The sequence below is a fragment of the Duffyella gerundensis genome (genome assembly GCF_001517405.1).
GTDB lineage: Bacteria > Pseudomonadota > Gammaproteobacteria > Enterobacterales > Enterobacteriaceae > Duffyella > Duffyella gerundensis.
Window position 1 is genome coordinate 3,542,309 of record NZ_LN907827.1, and the last position, 21,377, is coordinate 3,563,685.

Sequence of the window (21,377 nt, forward strand, 5' to 3'; positions counted from 1 at the left end):
GTGCAATAGCGGTTGAGTTTGTTTTCATCATGATGTTCCTGATCGTTTTTCTGGTGTTTTTTGCCGACTTAATGGTGCGCCAGGCAATGGCAGGCAAACTTGACCGCACTGCTTATTCCGTTGCTGGCGTTCTGCGAGAACGTATTCAGCTTTTTGCAGGAAGAGAAGAACTACAGCAAAACGACGTCACTAAAATTAAGGCGCTGGCGCGGCGCATGCTGCTGGATATGCAAACGTCAGCGGACCTGTCCCGGTTATCGCTGTATGTGGAGGAAGTGCATTTCGTCGATCCCGCCGGGCAAAATGATAACCGTAAAACCGTTCGGCTCTATCGCAAATGGCCTGCGGGTGAGGCCTGCATGCCAAAAGTACCGCTGGATCAGTTAATTGATTTGTCGCCGCGAGGCAGCTATGGCCGCTGGGTGCCGCTTTACCAGGTCACGGTCTGTTTGCCGACGCAGAGTATGTACACACGGCTGACGTCAGAAGAGGAGCATCCGGTGATGTCATCGTTTGCCATCGTCATGGCGCGCTGAAAAGTTTTGACAATGCATTGCGGCATGCTGGCCAGCAATAATATACGGCGCCAGCGTAAAAGGAAAAAGAGGGACTGGCCGTTCTTCTGACACAACAAGGAACCATTATGAACATGCTTAATAAGCCATTACGATCATTGCGTGATTTTCGGAACGATCGGCGAGGCGCCTTTGCCATTGGCTTTGTCATACTGTCCGGCTTCCTGTTTAGTATTTCAATATTAGGCCTCGAGGGATCGCGCTATATAGCAGAGCGCGCCCGTCTGTCGGATGCAATGGAACAGGCCGCGCTGGCGCTTACCGCAGAGAACAACGGCGAAGGCGCTGAGCGCAACTACACGCTGTCTAAAGCCTATTTTGCGGCTTATATGCCGCGTGAAAAAGCGGTGCTGCAGCCAAACGTCGTGGTTAAATATGGCGTCAGCCCCGGCAACCTTTCTTATGTTGAATACCGCGTTAGCGGCCAGACTCAACAAACATCCTGGTTTTCATCAACCTTTTTTCCCACATTTAGCCAGGACATGCTGGTGGGTGGCAACGGCGCAGCACGCAAGTTCCGATCCAGCATAGATGTGATGTTTGTAGTGGATTTTTCAGGATCGATGAATGAACCCTTTGGCACCAGTGGTACCAAACTCAGTGAATTAAAACGCATTGTATTACAGCTGGTTCGAGACCTTTATCAGTATGATGCTGGCAACAAGGCGGGATTAGTTCCGTTCGGCTGGGGAGCCAAAGAGGGCAGCCGCTGCGACTTTCCTTTTGTCCCTTATTATCCTATGCCTGTAGACATACTGGCCTTAAATCCAACGCTGCAATTTCAAAAAAATATTAATGTCGCCGCCACCGTAGCAGCCATTCCCAATAACGTTAACAGCATCAATATTCCACTTTCTGCAGTGAGTGAAGGCAACTGCCTGAAGATGAGTTATAGCTGGAAGGTGCCGTTGACCAGCGATTATGCTCGCATCAACCAAATTCAAAGTATGACCGCCTCGGGTGGCACACTGGTGAGCAGTGGGGTGTTACGTGGCGCTTCTGCGCTTTCTGTCGGAACGGCTCCCCGTAAGGTACTGATTATTGTCTCTGACGGCACAGACGATCCGGAAAAGATTACCCTAACGCAAGAACTGATGAACGCCGGCATGTGCAATCGCATTCGTCAGGCCATCTCCACATCGCAATCCGTCGGTAAAATTGCTTTTGTGGGCATTAATTATCGGCCGACTGCAAACTGGCAAGGTTGCGTAGGCAATAAGAATTTTTATCTCCCCAGCACGGTTGAGCAACTTGAAGAAAGTCTGCATCGCACCGTATTTGAGGAAGTCGGCCATAACATTTTAAAGGATCAATAAAATATAAGATTCCATAAGAAATAAACAACACCAGGGTGGTGAATTTTAAGAGTAAATAAAAAAGCGATAAAGATTAAACCCCCTCTCTCACTGCATTATAAAAGCGTAATCTGTGCCGCAATTTTTTATAAAACGGCTGCATAGCATTATAAGTATGCCTTTTAAAAGATATGCAGAGATATCAAAAGGCCAAATATTATTTGATAAAGGATAATCAAAATGAGATTTAAATTAGCTGCAATCGCCACACTCTTATTACCGCTAGCTGTAACAGCAGCAACACCCGGTAAATATGACACCAAGTTTAACGTAACGGCCAACGTGCCTGACAGTGCAATGATTACCGATCCGGGCGGACGTCCTGTCACCGATATGCTGGTAGAACTAACGCCGGCGGCATCTGGAAAAATGGAAGCGCAAACCACTGCTCTGAGGCTGTGGAATAATGACGTCAGCAAGCTGGAGATGTCGTTAACGCTTGATGATGGCAATGCTGCTACCGGTGGCGCTTTTAACCTGACCAGTACACAGGGCGACGTACTGAATGATCTGACTTACAAGATCACGACCATTAGCGCCAATGGTAATCAGGAGTTTGCCAACTCAGGCGATACCAAAGATTACACGCTGCTGCCTAATGGCAGTCATGGTGAATTACCCGTCGTTTTCCGTTTTGTTTCTGACAGAAACTATGACCAGCTTGGTCAGGGCTCTTATAGCGGTACCGTCTACGCCAACGTCGTAGCTAAACCTTAATTACTGTTAAAGGAACAGGGTCGGCCTGGCCGCCCCTGTCTGTAAACTATGAATTTTTTTTCTGCGACTTTATTACCCGCCACGATTTTACTGTGGGGCAGTGCGGCATCAGCGGATAACGATGCGCAGCTTCTGCTTGATATTTCCGCTGAGTCAGTAGCCAGAGTTTCTCTTTATTATGAGAACAAACCCATTGAAGGCGATAACTTTGATTTTACTCTGCCGGTTAATGGTATTTCTCAAAAATTTGAACGGGAATCGGGTTTCTTTCATATCGTTGGGAATATCGATCAGGCTGATATCGTTTTTGCAGAAACCCATTTCATATTGCCTCAGGTTTCTGGCGGTAACAACTCTATTAATCTCAGCGGCGATTTTATTTTCCGTGGCGAATCTTATCAGGCGCTACAGAATTTAAGAATGCCAGTTATTCGCAACGTAGGCCAAAGTAATGTGCAAAATGGCGTGAAAATTCATTTTTCATCAGAAAAATTAGCAGGAGATTATACCAAAGGGCAGTACGCTAATACTTTCACTCTTTTATTAACGCCGGTTATTTAAAAAAGAGACAGAAATAATGAATTTTACATATATAAAAAATACTCTTATTACAATAATAAGTTTTTTCTGCGCGGCGTCGTTAATCGCCTCAACCGCGGTACCGGTGCCTAAGGGTTTTGAAGATATTTTTAATGCTCGTCAACAAGGCATTTTTGAGGTGCTGTATGGCGATCTTTCTCTGGGTACATTTAGCGTTGATTTTGATCGTCAGGATGTGTTGTTGCTCTCACCGATTGCGGTGGCCGAACAAATTTTTACGGCCGATGCTACCTCGCTTACTCTGTCTCAGGCTGCGCTGTTGTCCGCATTGTCGGCACCTCTGAAGCGGCTTTCTGCAGATGCCGCTGGCGACAGTGATATTGGTGTCATGCTTGATGAGAGCAACGCAACGTTACGTGTGATTCTGCCAGCAAATTTGTTTCGTAGCGATCGCCCGGATAAGGAAAAAAGCTTTATTCCTTATCAGAGCAATCCGGGATTTGTCCATGCACACAACCTTAATTATCTTGCTGATTCGTATGGCGATAACCTGAGCCTGAGCGCCAGCGAAACGCTTAATTTTACCGGAAATACCTATCTACGAAGCGCATGGAGTTACGCACGCGATACGGATTTTAGTCTTGAGGAATTGGCACTTTATCTGGAACATAAGAATCAACGTTTTAAGATGGGCCGGCAGCGCCTTAGCGACAACCTTATTACCGGCACGCCTTCTGCATCCTACAGTTTTTTTAACCCCGTAAGTTTTGATGGTATCGCGCTGGGTTACATGGGCGACAACTATCTTTCTGCTGGCACCGGTGCTGCTTCACCGGTGACGATTTATTTGCCCCAGGCGGGAACCGTTGAGGTCTATCGCCAGGGGCGAATGATCGATATTCAACAGTTTCCGGCAGGGCTACAGCATCTTGATACTGCCAGCTGGCCAGCGGGCGGCTACGACGTACTGCTGGTATCCAGGCTTATTAACGGTGCCAGAGAGGAGAAGAGCCAGCCATTTTTCAAGCGTAACGGCACCTTTCACTCTGGAGAGGTTGAATACATTCTGCAGTTTGGCCGCTATGACCCGCGTCAGGGAGCACTGCTCGCCCGCACAAAAGCCGGCATTAACAGCCGCTATAACATCAGCAATCATCTGGTGAGCAATGTTTCACTTGCCTGGACGTCGCCAACCGCATTTTCCGTCGGCGGCGGCCTGTTAACAGACGACAACCGTCTTTTTGCCAGTAGTAGTCTGGATATACCAATAAACAGCTGGTTTGCCGAGCGTCTGTATGCCGATGGCATTTACGGCGACCAGGGAAGCCGCGGCTATCAGCTCGGCGCGATGAAGAATCTCTACCGTCTCGGGCTTAATTTCAGCTACCGGGACTATCTGTATAAAGGTGATGAAGAGGGCTATCGACGTTTTGGCGTGGTACCCGCATGGGATTTTGAATCATGGCAATTTGGTGCCACGACATTTATTCCGGGGAATATCGGCCTGAGCCTGAGCTATGGATTGAACACGTTTTATCAGCAGTATGGACGTGAGAATAAATCAGCGTTTAAAAGCTGGGATATTAATCTCAATCGCGACTTCTCTCTGGCTGACAGCCTTAACCTGCGCGTTGACGTGGGCTATCACCACGGCATTAATGAATACGTTGGCCGGTATAACTACAACAACACTACCGAAGATCGTATTTATGCTCAGTTAACGCTCGGTATGCGCGAACGAAGTTTTGATCACTATCAGGCATTACATGTGCGGACCCGTCTGAGCGACGATCATAAAAATAATTACGGCGCTGACTATGCGCTCAATCTGGATAATCCGGCCTTTGATCGCGCCAGCCGATATGTTGTCAACGCCAGCGTCAACCGCAGCGCAGATGACAGCAACAACATCGGTGCGGGTGCAAGCATTGATAACCGCTTTGGTTCGACGTCCGTCGGTGTTTCGCAATCTTTCGGCACCTCTGATTATCGTCAACATTATCTTTCACAACGCGGCGGATTCGCCGTCGGTGGCGGCGAGATCGCCTTCGGTAAAATGGAAAATGCTGCGGCGCTAATCGTGGATGCCAGTACGCTGCCAAAAGATCAGTTTTTCGAAGTGCGAAACCGCAGTAATGAACCGGTAATCATTAAAGGTGGACAGAAAACCACGTTGAGTATGACGCCTTATCAAAAGATTGCGCCGAAAGCGGAGCAGTTGTTCACCGTTAAAAATAATGCCTTTTATACGTTAAAAACCACAAGTCCTTCCACCTGGGCTATGCCCGGGCAGGTTTATCACGTCAGGCTCGCCGCAACTCAAAATCTTACCGTCACCGGCCGTCTTTATCTGGCGGGGCGCCCTTTGGCCAATGCCCGCGTGGTTGGCGCCAATGCCATGACCGATGAGGAAGGATTGTTCGTAGGTGATTATCAGCTGGAAAGTCATCAGCAGCTTAACGCGCTTTCAGTACAAAAGGATGGCCAGGCTTACCTGTGCCCGCTCATTGAGCAGGAGATCAAAATGACGCAAGGCGTTATGCAAATTCGTGAGGTGAATTGTGAAATTGAATAAATGGTACACGCTTCCTTTCTGTGTCGTATTAGCGGTGGCCAGCGTGCAGGCTATTGAGGTTTTTCCGGTGGTTAAAGAGATACGTCAGGATACGCCTCGTGAAAACTTTATTTCTGTACGTTCGGCATTACGAGCACAGGATAACGCCACGCCCACTGATAGCGAACGCTATGAATTTGTGACGCTGGAGTTGTTCAGAGTCACTAATCCTGGTGACAACAATGAGAATCGTATCAAAGAGTTGGGTGCAGCGGATCCGACGTTGCTTTTTAGCCCCAGCAAGCTGATTGTCCCTTATGGCGAAGAGCGCAAAGTCAGGATTCTGCCGCTTAAATCGGTGAGTCATGAAACAGTTTATCGGCTGCGAATTCGGCCCAGCTACCCGGAACAGGAGCTGGATAAAGGCAAGGTTCGCTTTGCCGTTGGTTATGACGTCCTATTACGGTATCTGCCTGAGGGCAAGCATGACAGAGGAATTAGCCTGAATTGTAAGGGTAATTCGTGGACAATAACCGCAACCGGCAACGTGCGCAGCGAGTTGCGCAACCTTGTTATTGACGGTCGACAAGATCGGAAATCATTCAATATCTATCCCACGCACCCACGTACGTTAAGCGTCAGCAAACGCCTGGCATTCGAAATGGATGGCAAGCTGCATGTCTATGAGCAATGCCAACATCGGGAGTAAACAGATGATGAAATTACTGCTCTGCAGTGCGCTGCTGTTACCGCTGTACGTCAGCGCGGAAACGGCACTGGTGATTTATGTTCAGCCGGGCGGCGGCTTTAAAATGCTGACGGAGGGTGGCAACACCGGTGGAGCAGGAATAGTGCAATTTCAGCAGGCGGCGGAAAAACCACTGGCTATTCAGCTTCTTCCTGACGGCACGGCGCAGTGTGAAAATGGCATGCTTAGTGTGGCTTCATTTTCACTCTCATTTCGTCATGCAATATCATCCGAAAAACTACTCTGCGGTGCGTCATGGCATCTTGAAAGTGTTTCCCGCCAACGCTGGATAAACCTGCAGCCTGAGATTTCCTTTAAAGGTGAAAGACGGGCATTGATGCAGCTGGCTTCAGCAACACGACTGCAAATTGGTCATCTCCGTGCTCAAACTGCAGGCAATACTGCTTCAACGTCGCCGATCTATCTGGATCTTAGCGCGATCGATTCCGATGCTTCAGTGTTATCTGCACGTTTTGATAAACCTGCACTGGGCTTCGGTGAAGTGGGTGACACACGTGATGCACTGGCCAGTGCGCGTTTGCGCATTACCAAAACAGCCCTCGCTACCAGTAACGCATTGCCCTATCGGCTGGGGTTTGAATCGACACAGCAATCTAATAATCAATGGCAGCTCCGCACGCCTTCTGGGGAAGAAAGTATGCCTTATCACATTATTATTGCAGGTAAGAGTATCGTGCCCAGCGACAGGATCTACGGGCAGCTTCCGGCAGGCGAAGTGACCAGTGAAGAGATCGAGATTCAGTTTCGGCTTGAAGGTAAACAAACTCGAGGTATGGCTGCCGGTACACGTTTAACAGACAGGCTAACTGCTGTCATTACTCCGGAAGGGTAACAAAAAATGATAAAGAAAATAGTTACAAGATTTTTACTGGCATTTGCGGCAGTGCCCGCGGTGCAAGCAGCAACGTCTGTGAAAACATCGATTGATGTTCAGGCTGAGATCAGTACCAGCGTAAGAATATATGTTGATGGGCGAGATGTGACGAACGGTGCAATTAGCCTGGTGCTGGAGAACCAAGGCGGTTATATGACAGCCAGAACACCGGCATTTCATTTCATAGGTAATGCTAATTCTGTTGGCCTGCGGTTCAACGCGTTGAATGATAGCGATCTTATCTCAGAAAATAACGATCGTATGAAAATAAACACAACATGGATTACCCCTGATGGAGCTGAGTCAGCAACCAGCTTTCCCGTATACAATCAGCAAGTTTATCCCAACTTTTCTGACGTACCGGATCCACAACGCGGTGTGAGGGTGAATTTTGTTTCTGCACAACGCAGCGAAACCTATCCTTTAGGACGTTATAGCGGCACGTTCGAAGTACTTGTTACGCCATCCGTTTAGCGCGATGGCTAATCATAATATTGCTACAGGATATTTGGCGTACGTTTTAGTACAGGTTATTTAGTGAAGAGTTCAGCAGGGGCTTACGTAAAGCGTGGGCCCTTTTTTATAGGCCTGCATAATCAAATAAAAATCATTTTGCAGTTAAATGCCAGCAACGTCATTTAGCACAATTATTACAATTGATGCTTTAAAACCAGCCTGTAAAGGAGATTGCAGATGAATGAAGGGCTTCTGATCCGGGTGTATAATGGGCGCAATAAGTAACCTGAAACGGATCGCAGGCTGCGGGAGAAGGAAAATTATATATATCAGAGTGGGTTCTGGGGTAGGGTCTGGTTCGGGCCCGGGATCGCGCCGCCGGGGCCGCGCAGGCCGGCCGCATTATCGCCGGCCCGCTCCGGCGGGTAAAGCCCCCGCTCGCCGCGGCCGGCCGTCGCCCCGGCAATCCGGAGAGCGCCTTATTTTTTCCATGGGAAAGGGCCCCGCGCTTTCGCGCGGGGCCCTTCTGGTTTGATGCCTGGCAGTTCCCTACTCTCGCATGGGGAGACCCCACACTACCATCGGCGCTACGGCGTTTCACTTCTGAGTTCGGCATGGGGTCAGGTGGGACCACCGCGCTAGTGCCGCCAGGCAAATTCTGTTCCGGACCCCCCCAAAAAAGGCGGGCCCGATAATCCGGTACGTGCTGAAAATTGAAACCGCGTCACTGCAAAACGCCTGTGGCGTTGTAAGGTTAAGCCTCACGGGTCATTAGTACCGGTTAGCTCAACGCATCGCTGCGCTTACACACCCGGCCTATCAACGTCGTAGTCTTCAACGTCCCTTCAGGAGACTTATAGTCTCAGGGAGAACTCATCTCGGGGCAAGTTTCGCGCTTAGATGCTTTCAGCGCTTATCTTTTCCGCATTTAGCTACCGGGCAGTGCCATTGGCATGACAACCCGAACACCAGTGATGCGTCCACTCCGGTCCTCTCGTACTAGGAGCAGCCCCCCTCAGTTCTCCAGCGCCCACGGCAGATAGGGACCGAACTGTCTCACGACGTTCTAAACCCAGCTCGCGTACCACTTTAAACGGCGAACAGCCGTACCCTTGGGACCTACTTCAGCCCCAGGATGTGATGAGCCGACATCGAGGTGCCAAACACCGCCGTCGATATGAACTCTTGGGCGGTATCAGCCTGTTATCCCCGGAGTACCTTTTATCCGTTGAGCGATGGCCCTTCCATTCAGAACCACCGGATCACTATGACCTGCTTTCGCACCTGCTCGAGCCGTCACTCTCGCAGTCAAGCCAGCTTATGCCATTGCACTAACCTCACGATGTCCGACCGTGATTAGCTGACCTTCGTGCTCCTCCGTTACGCTTTGGGAGGAGACCGCCCCAGTCAAACTACCCACCAGACACTGTCCGCACCCCGGATCACGGGGCCACGTTAGAACATCAAACGTTAAAGGGTGGTATTTCAAGGTTGGCTCCACGCGGACTGGCGTCCGCGCTTCAAAGCCTCCCACCTATCCTACACATCAAGGCTCAATGTTCAGTGTCAAGCTGTAGTAAAGGTTCACGGGGTCTTTCCGTCTTGCCGCGGGTACACTGCATCTTCACAGCGAGTTCAATTTCACTGAGTCTCGGGTGGAGACAGCCTGGCCATCATTACGCCATTCGTGCAGGTCGGAACTTACCCGACAAGGAATTTCGCTACCTTAGGACCGTTATAGTTACGGCCGCCGTTTACCGGGGCTTCGATCAGGAGCTTCTCTTGCGATAACCCCATCAATTAACCTTCCGGCACCGGGCAGGCGTCACACCGTATACGTCCACTTTCGTGTTTGCACAGTGCTGTGTTTTTAATAAACAGTTGCAGCCAGCTGGTATCTTCGACTGGCTTCGGCTCGGGGAGCAAGTCCCTCCACCTACGCGCCAGCGTGCCTTCTCCCGAAGTTACGGCACCATTTTGCCTAGTTCCTTCACCCGAGTTCTCTCAAGCGCCTTGGTATTCTCTACCTGACCACCTGTGTCGGTTTGGGGTACGATTTGATGCTGCCTGATGCTTAGAGGCTTTTCCTGGAAGCAGGGTATCAGTTGCTTCAGCACCGTAGTGCCTCGTCGTCACGCCTCAGTGTTAAAGTGAACCGGATTTGCCTGGAACACACACCTACACGCTTAAACCGGGACAACCGTCGCCCGGCCAACCTAACCTTCTCCGTCCCCCCTTCGCAGCAACACCGAGTACAGGAATATTAACCTGTTTCCCATCGACTACGCCTTTCGGCCTCGCCTTAGGGGTCGACTCACCCTGCTCCGATTAACGTTGAACAGGAACCCTTGGTCTTCCGGCGAGCGGGCTTTTCACCCGCTTTATCGTTACTTATGTCAGCATTCGCACTTCTGATACCTCCAGCAGACCTCACAGTCCACCTTCGACGGCTTACAGAACGCTCCCCTACCCAACAACGCTTGCGCGCCGCTGCCGCAGCTTCGGTGCATGGTTTAGCCCCGTTACATCTTCCGCGCAGGCCGACTCGACCAGTGAGCTATTACGCTTTCTTTAAATGATGGCTGCTTCTAAGCCAACATCCTGGCTGTCTGGGCCTTCCCACATCGTTTCCCACTTAACCATGACTTTGGGACCTTAGCTGGCGGTCTGGGTTGTTTCCCTCTTCACGACGGACGTTAGCACCCGCCGTGTGTCTCCCGTGATAACATTCTTCGGTATTCGCAGTTTGCATCGGGTTGGTAAGCCGGGATGGCCCCCTAGCCGAAACAGTGCTCTACCCCCGAAGATGAGTTCACGAGGCGCTACCTAAATAGCTTTCGGGGAGAACCAGCTATCTCCCGGTTTGATTGGCCTTTCACCCCCAGCCACAGGTCATCCGCTAATTTTTCAACATTAGTCGGTTCGGTCCTCCAGTTAGTGTTACCCAACCTTCAACCTGCCCATGGCTAGATCACCGGGTTTCGGGTCTATACCCTGCAACTTAACGCCCAGTTAAGACTCGGTTTCCCTGCGGCTCCCCTATACGGTTAACCTTGCTACAGAATATAAGTCGCTGACCCATTATACAAAAGGTACGCAGTCACACCACGAAGGTGCTCCCACTGCTTGTACGTACACGGTTTCAGGTTCTGTTTCACTCCCCTCGCCGGGGTTCTTTTCGCCTTTCCCTCACGGTACTGGTTCACTATCGGTCAGTCAGGAGTATTTAGCCTTGGAGGATGGTCCCCCCATATTCAGACAGGATACCACGTGTCCCGCCCTACTCTTCGAACTCACAGCAGGTGCATTTTTGTGTACGGGACTGTCACCCTGTACCGTGCGACTTTCCAGACGCTTCCACTAATGCACAAGCTGATGATGGTTCCGGGCTCCTCCCCGTTCGCTCGCCGCTACTGGGGGAATCTCGGTTGATTTCTTTTCCTCGGGGTACTTAGATGTTTCAGTTCCCCCGGTTCGCCTTGCAGCACTATGTATTCATGCTGCAATGATGCACCTGAGTGCACCGGGTTTCCCCATTCGGGTATCGTCGGCTGTTGCGGTTCATATCACCTTACCGACGCTTATCGCAGATTAGCACGCCCTTCATCGCCTCTGACTGCCTGGGCATCCACCGTGTACGCTTCGTCACTTAACCTCACAACCCACAGGCGTCTCGTGAGACGCTGCGGTCATAAGCGTGACGCGAACACGCCGCTCTCTGCGCCCCTTATTACGGAGGGACGCGGCGGCGTGTCGTTTTCAATTTTCAGCTTTGTTCCGGATTGTTAAAGAGCAAATATCACAAAGGACACCCGCGGGCGCACTTCAGGCTATTTTTCAGCGACACCTTTCACCTGTCACCGAGCAGGTGGCGTCCCCTAGGGATTCGAACCCCTGTTGCCGCCGTGAAAGGGCGGAGTCCTAACCGCTAGACGAAGGGACACACAAGGTGTCTCGACTTCGCAGCCGTCCTGCTTCTTTACTTTCTATCAGACAATCTGTGTGGACACTGCGCGGGAAGGTATCTTCAGGTAAGGAGGTGATCCAACCGCAGGTTCCCCTACGGTTACCTTGTTACGACTTCACCCCAGTCATGAATCACAAAGTGGTAAGCGCCCTCCCGAAGGTTAAGCTACCTACTTCTTTTGCAACCCACTCCCATGGTGTGACGGGCGGTGTGTACAAGGCCCGGGAACGTATTCACCGTGGCATTCTGATCCACGATTACTAGCGATTCCGACTTCACGGAGTCGAGTTGCAGACTCCGATCCGGACTACGACGCACTTTGTGAGGTCCGCTTGCTCTCGCGAGGTCGCTTCTCTTTGTATGCGCCATTGTAGCACGTGTGTAGCCCTGCTCGTAAGGGCCATGATGACTTGACGTCATCCCCACCTTCCTCCGGTTTATCACCGGCAGTCTCCTTTGAGTTCCCGACCGAATCGCTGGCAACAAAGGATAAGGGTTGCGCTCGTTGCGGGACTTAACCCAACATTTCACAACACGAGCTGACGACAGCCATGCAGCACCTGTCTCACGGTTCCCGAAGGCACTAAGGCATCTCTGCCGAATTCCGTGGATGTCAAGAGCAGGTAAGGTTCTTCGCGTTGCATCGAATTAAACCACATGCTCCACCGCTTGTGCGGGCCCCCGTCAATTCATTTGAGTTTTAACCTTGCGGCCGTACTCCCCAGGCGGTCGACTTAACGCGTTAGCTCCGGAAGCCACGAGTCATGCTCACAGCCTCCAAGTCGACATCGTTTACGGCGTGGACTACCAGGGTATCTAATCCTGTTTGCTCCCCACGCTTTCGCACCTGAGCGTCAGTCTTTGTCCAGGGGGCCGCCTTCGCCACCGGTATTCCTCCAGATCTCTACGCATTTCACCGCTACACCTGGAATTCTACCCCCCTCTACAAGACTCAAGCCTGCCAGTTTCAAATGCAGTTCCCAGGTTAAGCCCGGGGATTTCACATCTGACTTAACAGACCGCCTGCGTGCGCTTTACGCCCAGTAATTCCGATTAACGCTTGCACCCTCCGTATTACCGCGGCTGCTGGCACGGAGTTAGCCGGTGCTTCTTCTGCGGGTAACGTCAATGAACGAGGTTATTAACCTCGTCCCCTTCCTCCCCGCTGAAAGTACTTTACAACCCGAAGGCCTTCTTCATACACGCGGCATGGCTGCATCAGGCTTGCGCCCATTGTGCAATATTCCCCACTGCTGCCTCCCGTAGGAGTCTGGACCGTGTCTCAGTTCCAGTGTGGCTGGTCATCCTCTCAGACCAGCTAGGGATCGTCGCCTAGGTGAGCCGTTACCCCACCTACTAGCTAATCCCATCTGGGTTCATCCGATGGTGTGAGGCCCGAAGGTCCCCCACTTTGGTCTTGCGACGTTATGCGGTATTAGCCACCGTTTCCAGTGGTTATCCCCCTCCATCGGGCAGATCCCCAGACATTACTCACCCGTCCGCCACTCGTCACCCGAAGAGCAAGCTCTTCTGTGCTACCGTTCGACTTGCATGTGTTAGGCCTGCCGCCAGCGTTCAATCTGAGCCATGATCAAACTCTTCAATTAAAAGTTCGATTTGCTTCAACTCGTGAAGCGATGCTCAAGGAAAACGTCGTAATGAATTTCAATACGTGTTCACTCTTAAGACTTGATATTTTTTTGCGTCCGGAGACGCTGATATCAATCCTGCGAGTGCCCACACAGATTGTCTGATAAATTGTTAAAGAGCAGCGCAACCGGCGGGTTAACCGTCCGTTGCGAGGTGGCGTATATTACGCTTTCCTCCTTCGGAGTCAATCCCTTTTCTCAGGATTTTTTCCGGCGGTTCAGCTTCCCGAACCTCCTGACGCGCCGCTGTGTAAGCCGTTGTTCCGTGTCAGTGGAGGCGCATTATAGGGAATTTCTGCAGGCTGACAAGGGCTAATTTTAAAATAAATTCTGACTGCTTTTTTTTCATTCAAAGCGATGCTTTTCACTTCGATTTGACCGGAAAACAGGCAAATTCACGGGCAAAACTGGCAACCTGCTGCCAGTCTGTATACTCCACTTCTTTTGTTTTATCCGTTTCACCGCCGGTCATCTTCATAATCAACTGAATCATCACGCGATCCAGCCAGCCATAACGCGGATAACGCAGCGCACCGGCAAACACCGCACAGCAATCGGGCTGCCACGGCGACGTAAGTAGAAACTTCCGCATATAGGCATTGGTCTGCGGCGTGCGTTTTTCTGGTTTACGCGCGGTAAGGTTAACGCAGAAGAAACCTGATGGCCTTTGCTGCAAAGCTTCCAGGTTCTGCTTCACAAAATTCGCTACTGCCGAATGAAAACGTCCATAACGAATAGAAGCACCGATAAGCACGCGATCGTATTGCGCCCAGTCGACCGTACCGACATGCAGGATATCCATCACGTCACATTCCTGCTGCTCTGATATGCATTTGCCTGCATAAGAGGCAATTTCACGCGTTTGCCCATCACGGCTGGAAAAAAGAATAAGGGCTTTCATTACTGTCCTTCTTTATCTATTCACGCCAGAACGTTGGCGTAAAGAGCACCAACAGCGTGAAAACTTCGAGGCGGCCGAAAAGCATAGTTGAAATCAATATCCATTTTGCGACATCGTTCATGGAGGTAAAGTTATCCGCTACTACGCCTAAACCCGGGCCGAGATTGTTTAATGTGGCTGCGACCGCAGCAAACGCGGAGAAGTCATCCACGCCGGTGGCGATGATTGCCAGCATACTGACCAGAAAAACCAGCGCATAGGCTGAAAAGAATCCCCATACCGCTTCGAGGATGCGTTCCGGCAGCGCGCGATTGCCCAGCTTAATAGAGTAGACCGCGTTCGGGTGAACCAGGCGTTTCAGTTCACGCGAGCCCTGTTTACAGAGCAGCAAAATGCGAATCACTTTTAACCCGCCGCCGGTCGAACCCGCACAGCCGCCAATAAAGGCGGAGCATAAGAGCAGTACAGGCAGGAAAAGTGGCCAGCGTGCAATGCTATCGGTGGTGAAACCCGCCGTAGTGGCCATCGAGACCACCTGAAAAAAGGCCTGATTCAGCGTCTGCAACGTAGTGGGATAAACGTTGTGGAACCACAGTACAATGGTGCAGATCAACACCAGCGTCAGCTGGACACCGATAAAAGTACGAAATTCCGGATCGCGCCAGTAAACGCGCAGGTTACGTCCGCTGAGCAAAGAGAAATGCAGGCCGTAGTTACAGCCTGAAATCAGCAGGAATATGGCAATAATGGTGTTGATCGTTGGGCTGTTAAAATAGCCGATGCTGGCATCGTGAGTGGAAAAGCCACCAATGGCGATAGTGGAGAAGCTGTGACCAATCGCATCGAATAACGGCATACCAGCCAGCCATAACGCCAGGGCACAGGCGATGGTCAGCAATACATAGATCAGCCACAAAGTTTTAGCCGTTTCAGCAATGCGCGGCCGCATCTTATTATCTTTCAGCGGACCGGGCATTTCCGCACGGTAGAGCTGCATGCCGCCGACGCCAAGAATAGGCAGGATCGCCACAGCGAGCACAATAATTCCCATGCCGCCAAACCATTGCAGCATCTGGCGATAGAAGAGGATGGCTTTGGGCAATGAGTCGAGCCCGACCAGCGTGGTCGCGCCGGTTGTGGTTAAGCCAGAGAACGACTCAAAGAAGGCGTCGGTGACCGACAGATTCGGGTGCTCTGAAAAGATAAAAGGCATTGCACCGACGCTGCCCAACACCGTCCAGAACAGCACCACAATCAAAAACCCTTCTCGCGGCTTCAGCTCTTTCTTCTGCTTACGGTTGGGCCACCATAATAATGCACCAATAATCAGCGCCATGATAAAGGTCTGACTGAAGGCGCGTCCGGCACCGTCGCGATAAAGCAACGCCACCAGCCCGGGCACAATCATCGTGCCTGAGAACAAAATGACCAGCAAACCGACGATGCGGGTAATGGCACGAAAATGCATTAAGCCGTTTCCTTAACCTGATAGAGAATGTTCGCTCGCCGTCAGCACCAACGCACCGCGGCTAAAATCGGACAAATTTTGTCGGCACCCTGCCACCTGTGCATAGGGCAAAGCAAGCCAGAGGGTAATTTCCGCCTGGAACTCACTGTGCAACACGTTGCCGGCAAAGCGTTTGATGATTCTTTCTACTTCAGCAAGCTGAGCATATTCACACCGCAGCTGAAAAGTCGCCATCGGCGTTTTAGTCTGCGGTACCAACAGCTTCAGCCCCTGTTGTACGCCGCCGCCATAGGCTTTTACCAGGCCGCCGGTGCCCAGCATGATACCGCCGTAATAGCGCACAACCACCGCGGTGATCTCACCGAGCTGGCTGCCCATCAGCTGAGCAAGCATCGGCTTGCCAGCCGTGCCAGAGGGCTCACCATCATCGGAAAAACCCAACTGCTGTGAATCCTGCGGCGCGCCCGCTACCCATGCCCAGCAATGATGGCGCGCGGCCGGGTGCTCCGCCTTAACGCGCTGGACAAAAGCCCGCGCGTTTTCAACGCCATCAGTATGCGCTAACAGCGTAATAAAGCGGCTCTTCTTGATGGTTTCCTCGCTGACACTGACTGGCTCAGCAGGAATTTCATAAGCATCCATCAGGGCAGGTGCAGATCGCGCGTCATGTTTTCTAAACGATTCGCGTGAATCACCACGTTATCTTCAATGCGGATGCCGCCATAAGGCCTGAGCGCATCGATAGCCGACCAGTCAATATGCTGGCTAAATGCACCGTTGCGCAGCGGCTCCAGCAGGGAATCGATCACATAGAATCCCGGCTCGATGGTCAGCACCATGCGTGGTTCGAGCATACGTGTGCAGCGCAGGAACGGATATTGCGCAGGTGCCGCCAGCGACGTGCCCTGCTCATCCTGCATAAAGCCACCGACATCATGTACCTGCAAGCCTAATGGATGACCCAACCCGTGAGGCATAAACGGCCCGGTAAGGTTTTCCGCTACCATCGCCTCTGCGCTGATGCCTTTTATCAACTCAAACTTCAGCAGCATCCTGGCAATGCGCTCATGCATCTGCTGATGATATTCGGTGTAGCGCACGCCCGCTTTCAGGGTGTCGATCAGCGCCAGCTCCTGGTGGTTCATCTCCTGCACCAGCTGGCCATACAGCGAGTTTTTCTGGGCGGCATAGCTACGGGTGAGATCGGCCGCGTAGCCGTTATATTCCGCACCGGCGTCGATCAAAAAGCTGCGCATCTCTTCCGGCGCACGCGCATCGAGTTTGGTGTAATGGAGCACAGCGGCATGTTCGTTAAGCGCGATGATATTGCCGTAAGGCACATCGGTGTCGCGATGGCCGGTAGCCGATAAATAAGCGAGGTTGATATCAAACTCGCTCATGCCGGAAAGGAAGGCTTCTTTTGCTGCCAGATGCCCCGCCACCGCCAGCTTTTGCGCCTCGCGCATACAGGCCAGCTCATAGTCGGTTTTGTAAGCGCGATGGTAATCAAGGTAATTCATCACCACGGCAGGATTGATGGCATCGGCGCGGATGCCCAGCTGCGTTGCGCGTGCCGGAACCGGGCCAATATAGGCAACATTTTCACGATGTGCTGGCAGCAAACTGCCAATGTCCGCACTGTTTCGCAGCGCAACGATCTCAATCTCATCGGTCCAGAAGCTATGCGGCAGCGGTTCCACGTTGTGCCAGTAGTCTACCGGTGAGTAAAACCACAGTTTGGGTTTATTCACGCCATCGACCCACAGCCAACAGTGGGCGACCTGCGTGACCGGCACCCAGGCTTTGAACTGCGGATTAACCTTGAACGGATAATGATGATCGTCCAGATGCACGGTTAACAGCTCGCCAGAGTGAATCAGCAAAGCGTCATGCTGGCTGTGTGCCAGCGCCTGCTGCGCCCGTTGCTGCAACGTCGCGAGATGATCTTTATACAGGGTGTTCAGTGCGTCCATCTACTTTCCTCCGGTGTATGCGAAATGCCCGCATCTTATCACAGCCGCTGAAAGGATAGCGCACGGCAGCAGCTGTGATCGCCTTAGCAAATCAGTACAGCTGCGTTTGCAAATAATTAACATCAATCTCACACTCTCGATCATCTGGTATGACCAGATCCCTTTTGTGGTCTCAGGAGACAGACATGCTTTATCAAAGCGATACCCTTTCTCTCGACTGGCTTACCGATGGCATCGCCGAGCTGGTTTTCAATGCGCCAGGCTCGGTGAATAAACTCGATACCGCCACGGTAGCTAATCTGGGCGAAGCCCTTACCCTGCTGGAAAATGAACCCGCGCTGCGTGGCCTGCTGGTGAGTTCACGCAAGCCCGCCTTTATTGTTGGCGCCGATATCACCGAGTTTTTGACGCTGTTTTCCGCTCCGGCCAACCAGCTGACTGACTGGCTGAATGACGCCAATGCGATTTTCAACCGACTGGAAGATCTGCCGGTGCCTACGCTGACCGCCGTTAATGGTTATGCGCTGGGCGGCGGTTGCGAATGTGTACTGGCCACCGACTTTCGCGTTGCCACTCCGGATACGCGCATCGGCCTGCCAGAAACCAAGCTTGGCATCATGCCCGGCTTTGGTGGCTCCGTCCGCCTGCCGCGTTTGATCGGTGCGGATAACGCACTGGAAATCATCGCAGCGGGCAAAGAGGTGGATGCCGCCAACGCGCTGTCGCTGGGTCTGGTCGATGCCATTGTCGCGCCGGAGAAGCTGGCTGCGGCGGCGCTGCGCATGCTGCAGGCAGCGATCGAGGAGCAAAGCTGGCGGGCACGCCGTGCGCCCAAACTGCAGCCATTAAAGCTCTCAGCAGTTGAAGCGAAAATGAGCTTTACCACTGCTAAAGCGCTGGTGATGCAGACGGCCGGTAAGCACTACCCTGCGCCCTTGACTGCGGTCAAAACCATTGAAGCAGCGGCGCATCTGGGACGCGACGGCGCGTTGAAGCTGGAAACGGCTGCCTTTGTTCCGCTGGCGCAGTCAAACGAAGCACGCGCGCTGGTCGGCATTTTCCTCAACGATCAGTGGGTCAAAAGCAAAGCCAAAAAGCTCGCACAGTCGGCACGTTCGCCACAACAGGCGGCGGTGCTGGGTGCCGGAATTATGGGCGGCGGCATCGCTTATCAGTCTGCCGCCAAAGGTGTGCCGGTGCGCATGAAAGATATTCGCGAAAATGCGCTGACGCTGGGGATGCAGGAAGCGGGCAAGCTGCTGAACAAGCAGTTGGAACGCGGCAAAATTACTGGCGCACAGCTCACCCGTATCATTGCCAGCATTCAACCAACGCTCAGCTTCGCCGACTTCGATCGGGTTGATATCGTGGTGGAAGCGGTGGTGGAAAATCCAACGGTAAAACGTGCGGTGTTGCAGGAGACCGAAGGTCAGGTACGCAGCGATACCATCATTGCCAGCAATACCTCGACCATTCCAATTGGCGATCTTGCTCAGGCGTTGAAGCGGCCGGAAAATTTTTGCGGCATGCACTTTTTCAACCCGGTGCACCGTATGCCGCTGGTAGAAATTATTCGTGGCGAGAAAACTGCCGACAGCACGCTGGCGCAGGTGATTGGCTGGGCGTTGAAAATGGGTAAAACGCCGGTGGTGGTTAACGACTGTCCCGGATTTTTCGTCAACCGCGTGCTCTTTCCCTATTTTGCTGCCTTTAATCTGCTGTTACGCGACGGCGCTGATTTCCGTCAGATAGATAAGGTGATGGAAAAAACTTTTGGCTGGCCAATGGGGCCATCATGGCTGCTGGACATAGTAGGCATCGACACCGCTCATCATGCCCAGCAGGTGATGGCCGATGGTTTCCCGACGCGCATGAAGACGCCAGAGCAGAATGCCATCGATCTGCTGTTTGCCGCCCAGCGTTACGGTCAGAAAAACGGCAGCGGATTCTGGCGCTGGGAAACAGACAAAAAAGGCAAGGCGGTCAGGCAGCCCGATGCCGAAATCGCTGCGTTGCTACAGCCGATATGTCAGCCGGCGCGTTCCTTCAGCGACGAGGAGATCATCGCCCGCATGATGATTCCTATGCTGAATGAAGTGGTGCGTTGCCTGGAAGAAAATATCATCGCCTCACCAGCGGAAGCGGATATGGCGCTGGTTCATGGTCTTGGCTTCCCGCCGTTTCATGGCGGCGCACTGCGCTATCTCGATACGCTCGGCAACGCGCGGTTTGTTGAGATGGCGCAGCACTATGCCGCGCTTGGCCCGCTCTATACGCCGCCCGCTCTGCTACTGCAAAAAGCGGAGCAGCACGAAAGCTGGTATCCGGCCACGCCCGCGCGTGCTCATCAGCCGCTGAAAAGCGTGTAAGGAGAAATTATGGAACATGTAGTGATCGTAGATGCGGTACGTACGCCTATGGGCCGCTCGAAAGGCGGCGCGTTTCGCCAGGTACGAGCAGAAGACCTCTCTGCTCATCTGATGCGCGCCCTGTTAAGCCGTAACCCGGCGCTGGAAGCGGCGCAGCTGGATGATATTTATTGGGGCTGCGTACAACAAACGCTGGAACAAGGATTTAATATTGCCCGCAACGCGGCGCTGCTGGCGGAAATTCCGCATCGCGTACCGGCAACCACCGTTAACCGGCTGTGTGGCTCCTCAATGCAGGCGCTACACGATGGCGCACGGGCTATTATGGTTGGCGATGCGCACAGCTGCCTGATCGGCGGCGTTGAGCATATGGGCCACGTGCCGATGAGCCACGGCGTCGATTTCCATCCAGGCCTGAGCAAAACCGTGGCGAAGGCAGCTGGCATGATGGGACTGACTGCTGAAATGCTGGCGCAGGTGCACCATATCAGCCGTGAAATGCAGGATGCTTTCGCGGTACGTTCACATCAGCGCGCCTGGCAGGCAACCCAGTCCGGGCAGTTTGCTCATGAGATCGTGCCAACATATGGCCATGATGCCGATGGTGCGCTGCAACGCTTTGATTATGATGAGGTGATTCGTCCGGATACGCACATTGAGGCGCTTGCCGCGCTGAAACCGGCGTTTGATCCCCGCAACGGTACGGTCACCGCAGCCAGCTCTTCCGCGCTCTCCGATGGTGCCGCCGCCATGCTGATCATGAGCGAATCGCGGGCTGCCGCGCTGGGATTAAAACCGCGTGCGCGCATCCGGGCCATGGCGGTAACCGGCTGCGATCCATCATTAATGGGGTTTGGACCGGTGCCCGCCACGGAATTAGCGCTCAAGCGCGCCGGACTCAGTGTGCAGGATATCGATCTGTTTGAATTTAACGAGGCGTTTGCTGCGCAGACGTTACCTTGTCTGAAAGCGCTGCATCTGCTCGATAAGCTGGATGAGAAAGTAAACCTTAACGGTGGAGCTATTGCGCTGGGTCATCCACTGGGCTGCTCTGGTGCGCGTATCAGCACCACGCTGCTTAACCTGATGGAACAGCGTAACGCTGAGTTCGGTCTTGCTACCATGTGCATCGGTTTAGGACAGGGCATCGCTACGGTATTCGAACGCGTGTAGGCAACAATCATCCCGCCGGTCATCGCACGGCGGGATG

General features: G+C 52.5%; 14 protein-coding genes, 1 tRNA gene and 3 rRNA genes. 10 read left to right on the top strand and 8 right to left on the bottom strand.

Annotated features, from left to right (window positions below):
• Positions 1-29: 29 nt before the first annotated feature.
• From tadF to EM595_RS16245, 8 genes are all read left to right on the top strand, one after another.
• On the top strand, positions 30-536 hold the full coding sequence (gene tadF / locus EM595_RS16210; protein ID WP_231938709.1) for a tight adherence pilus pseudopilin TadF: 507 nt from the start codon (positions 30-32) through the stop codon (positions 534-536).
• Between the two features lie 107 nt (positions 537-643).
• Entirely contained in the window at positions 644-1,891 is a 1,248-nt protein-coding gene (locus EM595_RS16215; RefSeq protein ID WP_067434468.1) for a vWA domain-containing protein, read from the top strand.
• Between the two features lie 219 nt (positions 1,892-2,110).
• Positions 2,111-2,647, top strand: coding sequence for a hypothetical protein (locus EM595_RS16220; RefSeq protein ID WP_222938651.1), 537 nt, complete (start codon positions 2,111-2,113; stop codon positions 2,645-2,647).
• A gap of 48 nt (positions 2,648-2,695) precedes the next feature.
• Positions 2,696-3,208, top strand: a complete 513-nt coding sequence (locus EM595_RS16225) for a hypothetical protein (protein WP_067434473.1) — start codon at positions 2,696-2,698, stop codon at positions 3,206-3,208.
• A 103-nt stretch (positions 3,209-3,311) separates the two neighbouring features.
• Positions 3,312-5,762, top strand: a complete 2,451-nt coding sequence (locus EM595_RS16230; protein WP_225701265.1) for a TcfC E-set like domain-containing protein — start codon at positions 3,312-3,314, stop codon at positions 5,760-5,762.
• A complete protein-coding gene (locus tag EM595_RS16235; RefSeq protein ID WP_067434480.1) occupies positions 5,749-6,450 on the top strand; it encodes a hypothetical protein in 702 nt (233 codons plus the stop codon). Before EM595_RS16230 ends, EM595_RS16235 begins: the two co-directional genes overlap by 14 nt.
• A gap of 4 nt (positions 6,451-6,454) precedes the next feature.
• Positions 6,455-7,342: a hypothetical protein gene (locus EM595_RS16240; RefSeq protein ID WP_067434483.1), complete on the top strand. Its 888-nt coding sequence runs from the start codon at positions 6,455-6,457 to the stop codon at positions 7,340-7,342.
• A gap of 6 nt (positions 7,343-7,348) precedes the next feature.
• Positions 7,349-7,858 (top strand): hypothetical protein, encoded by a 510-nt coding sequence (locus EM595_RS16245; RefSeq protein ID WP_067434486.1) that lies wholly within the window; start codon positions 7,349-7,351, stop codon positions 7,856-7,858.
• Between the two features lie 518 nt (positions 7,859-8,376).
• Here EM595_RS16245 and rrf read toward each other — a convergent pair.
• From rrf to pepQ, 8 genes are all read right to left on the bottom strand, one after another.
• A 5S ribosomal RNA gene (gene rrf / locus EM595_RS16250) occupies positions 8,377-8,492 on the bottom strand.
• 98 nt (positions 8,493-8,590) lie between these two features.
• Positions 8,591-11,495: ribosomal RNA gene (locus EM595_RS16255) — 23S ribosomal RNA — on the bottom strand.
• A 214-nt stretch (positions 11,496-11,709) separates the two neighbouring features.
• Positions 11,710-11,782 (bottom strand) — tRNA-Glu (locus EM595_RS16260).
• Between the two features lie 90 nt (positions 11,783-11,872).
• Positions 11,873-13,414 (bottom strand): 16S ribosomal RNA (locus tag EM595_RS16265).
• Together the 16S, 23S and 5S rRNA genes with 1 tRNA gene alongside form the textbook arrangement of a ribosomal RNA operon.
• Before the next feature lie 406 nt (positions 13,415-13,820).
• Positions 13,821-14,357 (bottom strand): menaquinone-dependent protoporphyrinogen IX dehydrogenase, encoded by a 537-nt coding sequence (gene hemG / locus EM595_RS16270; RefSeq protein WP_067434489.1) that lies wholly within the window; start codon positions 14,355-14,357, stop codon positions 13,821-13,823.
• 16 nt (positions 14,358-14,373) lie between these two features.
• Positions 14,374-15,825 (bottom strand): Trk system potassium transporter TrkH, encoded by a 1,452-nt coding sequence (gene trkH / locus EM595_RS16275; protein WP_067434492.1) that lies wholly within the window; start codon positions 15,823-15,825, stop codon positions 14,374-14,376.
• Between the two features lie 12 nt (positions 15,826-15,837).
• Complete coding sequence (locus EM595_RS16280) at positions 15,838-16,467, bottom strand: IMPACT family protein (RefSeq protein ID WP_067434495.1); 630 nt, start codon at positions 16,465-16,467, stop codon at positions 15,838-15,840.
• Positions 16,467-17,798, bottom strand: coding sequence for a Xaa-Pro dipeptidase (pepQ, locus tag EM595_RS16285; RefSeq protein WP_067434497.1), 1,332 nt, complete (start codon positions 17,796-17,798; stop codon positions 16,467-16,469). The genes EM595_RS16280 and pepQ overlap by 1 nt, the downstream gene beginning before the upstream one ends.
• A 185-nt stretch (positions 17,799-17,983) precedes the next feature.
• Between pepQ and fadB the strand changes: the two genes are divergently transcribed.
• Complete coding sequence (gene fadB, locus EM595_RS16290; RefSeq protein ID WP_067434500.1) at positions 17,984-20,167, top strand: fatty acid oxidation complex subunit alpha FadB; 2,184 nt, start codon at positions 17,984-17,986, stop codon at positions 20,165-20,167.
• A gap of 9 nt (positions 20,168-20,176) precedes the next feature.
• A complete protein-coding gene (gene fadA / locus EM595_RS16295) occupies positions 20,177-21,340 on the top strand; it encodes an acetyl-CoA C-acyltransferase FadA (RefSeq protein ID WP_067434503.1) in 1,164 nt (387 codons plus the stop codon).
• Positions 21,341-21,377 lie beyond the last annotated feature (37 nt).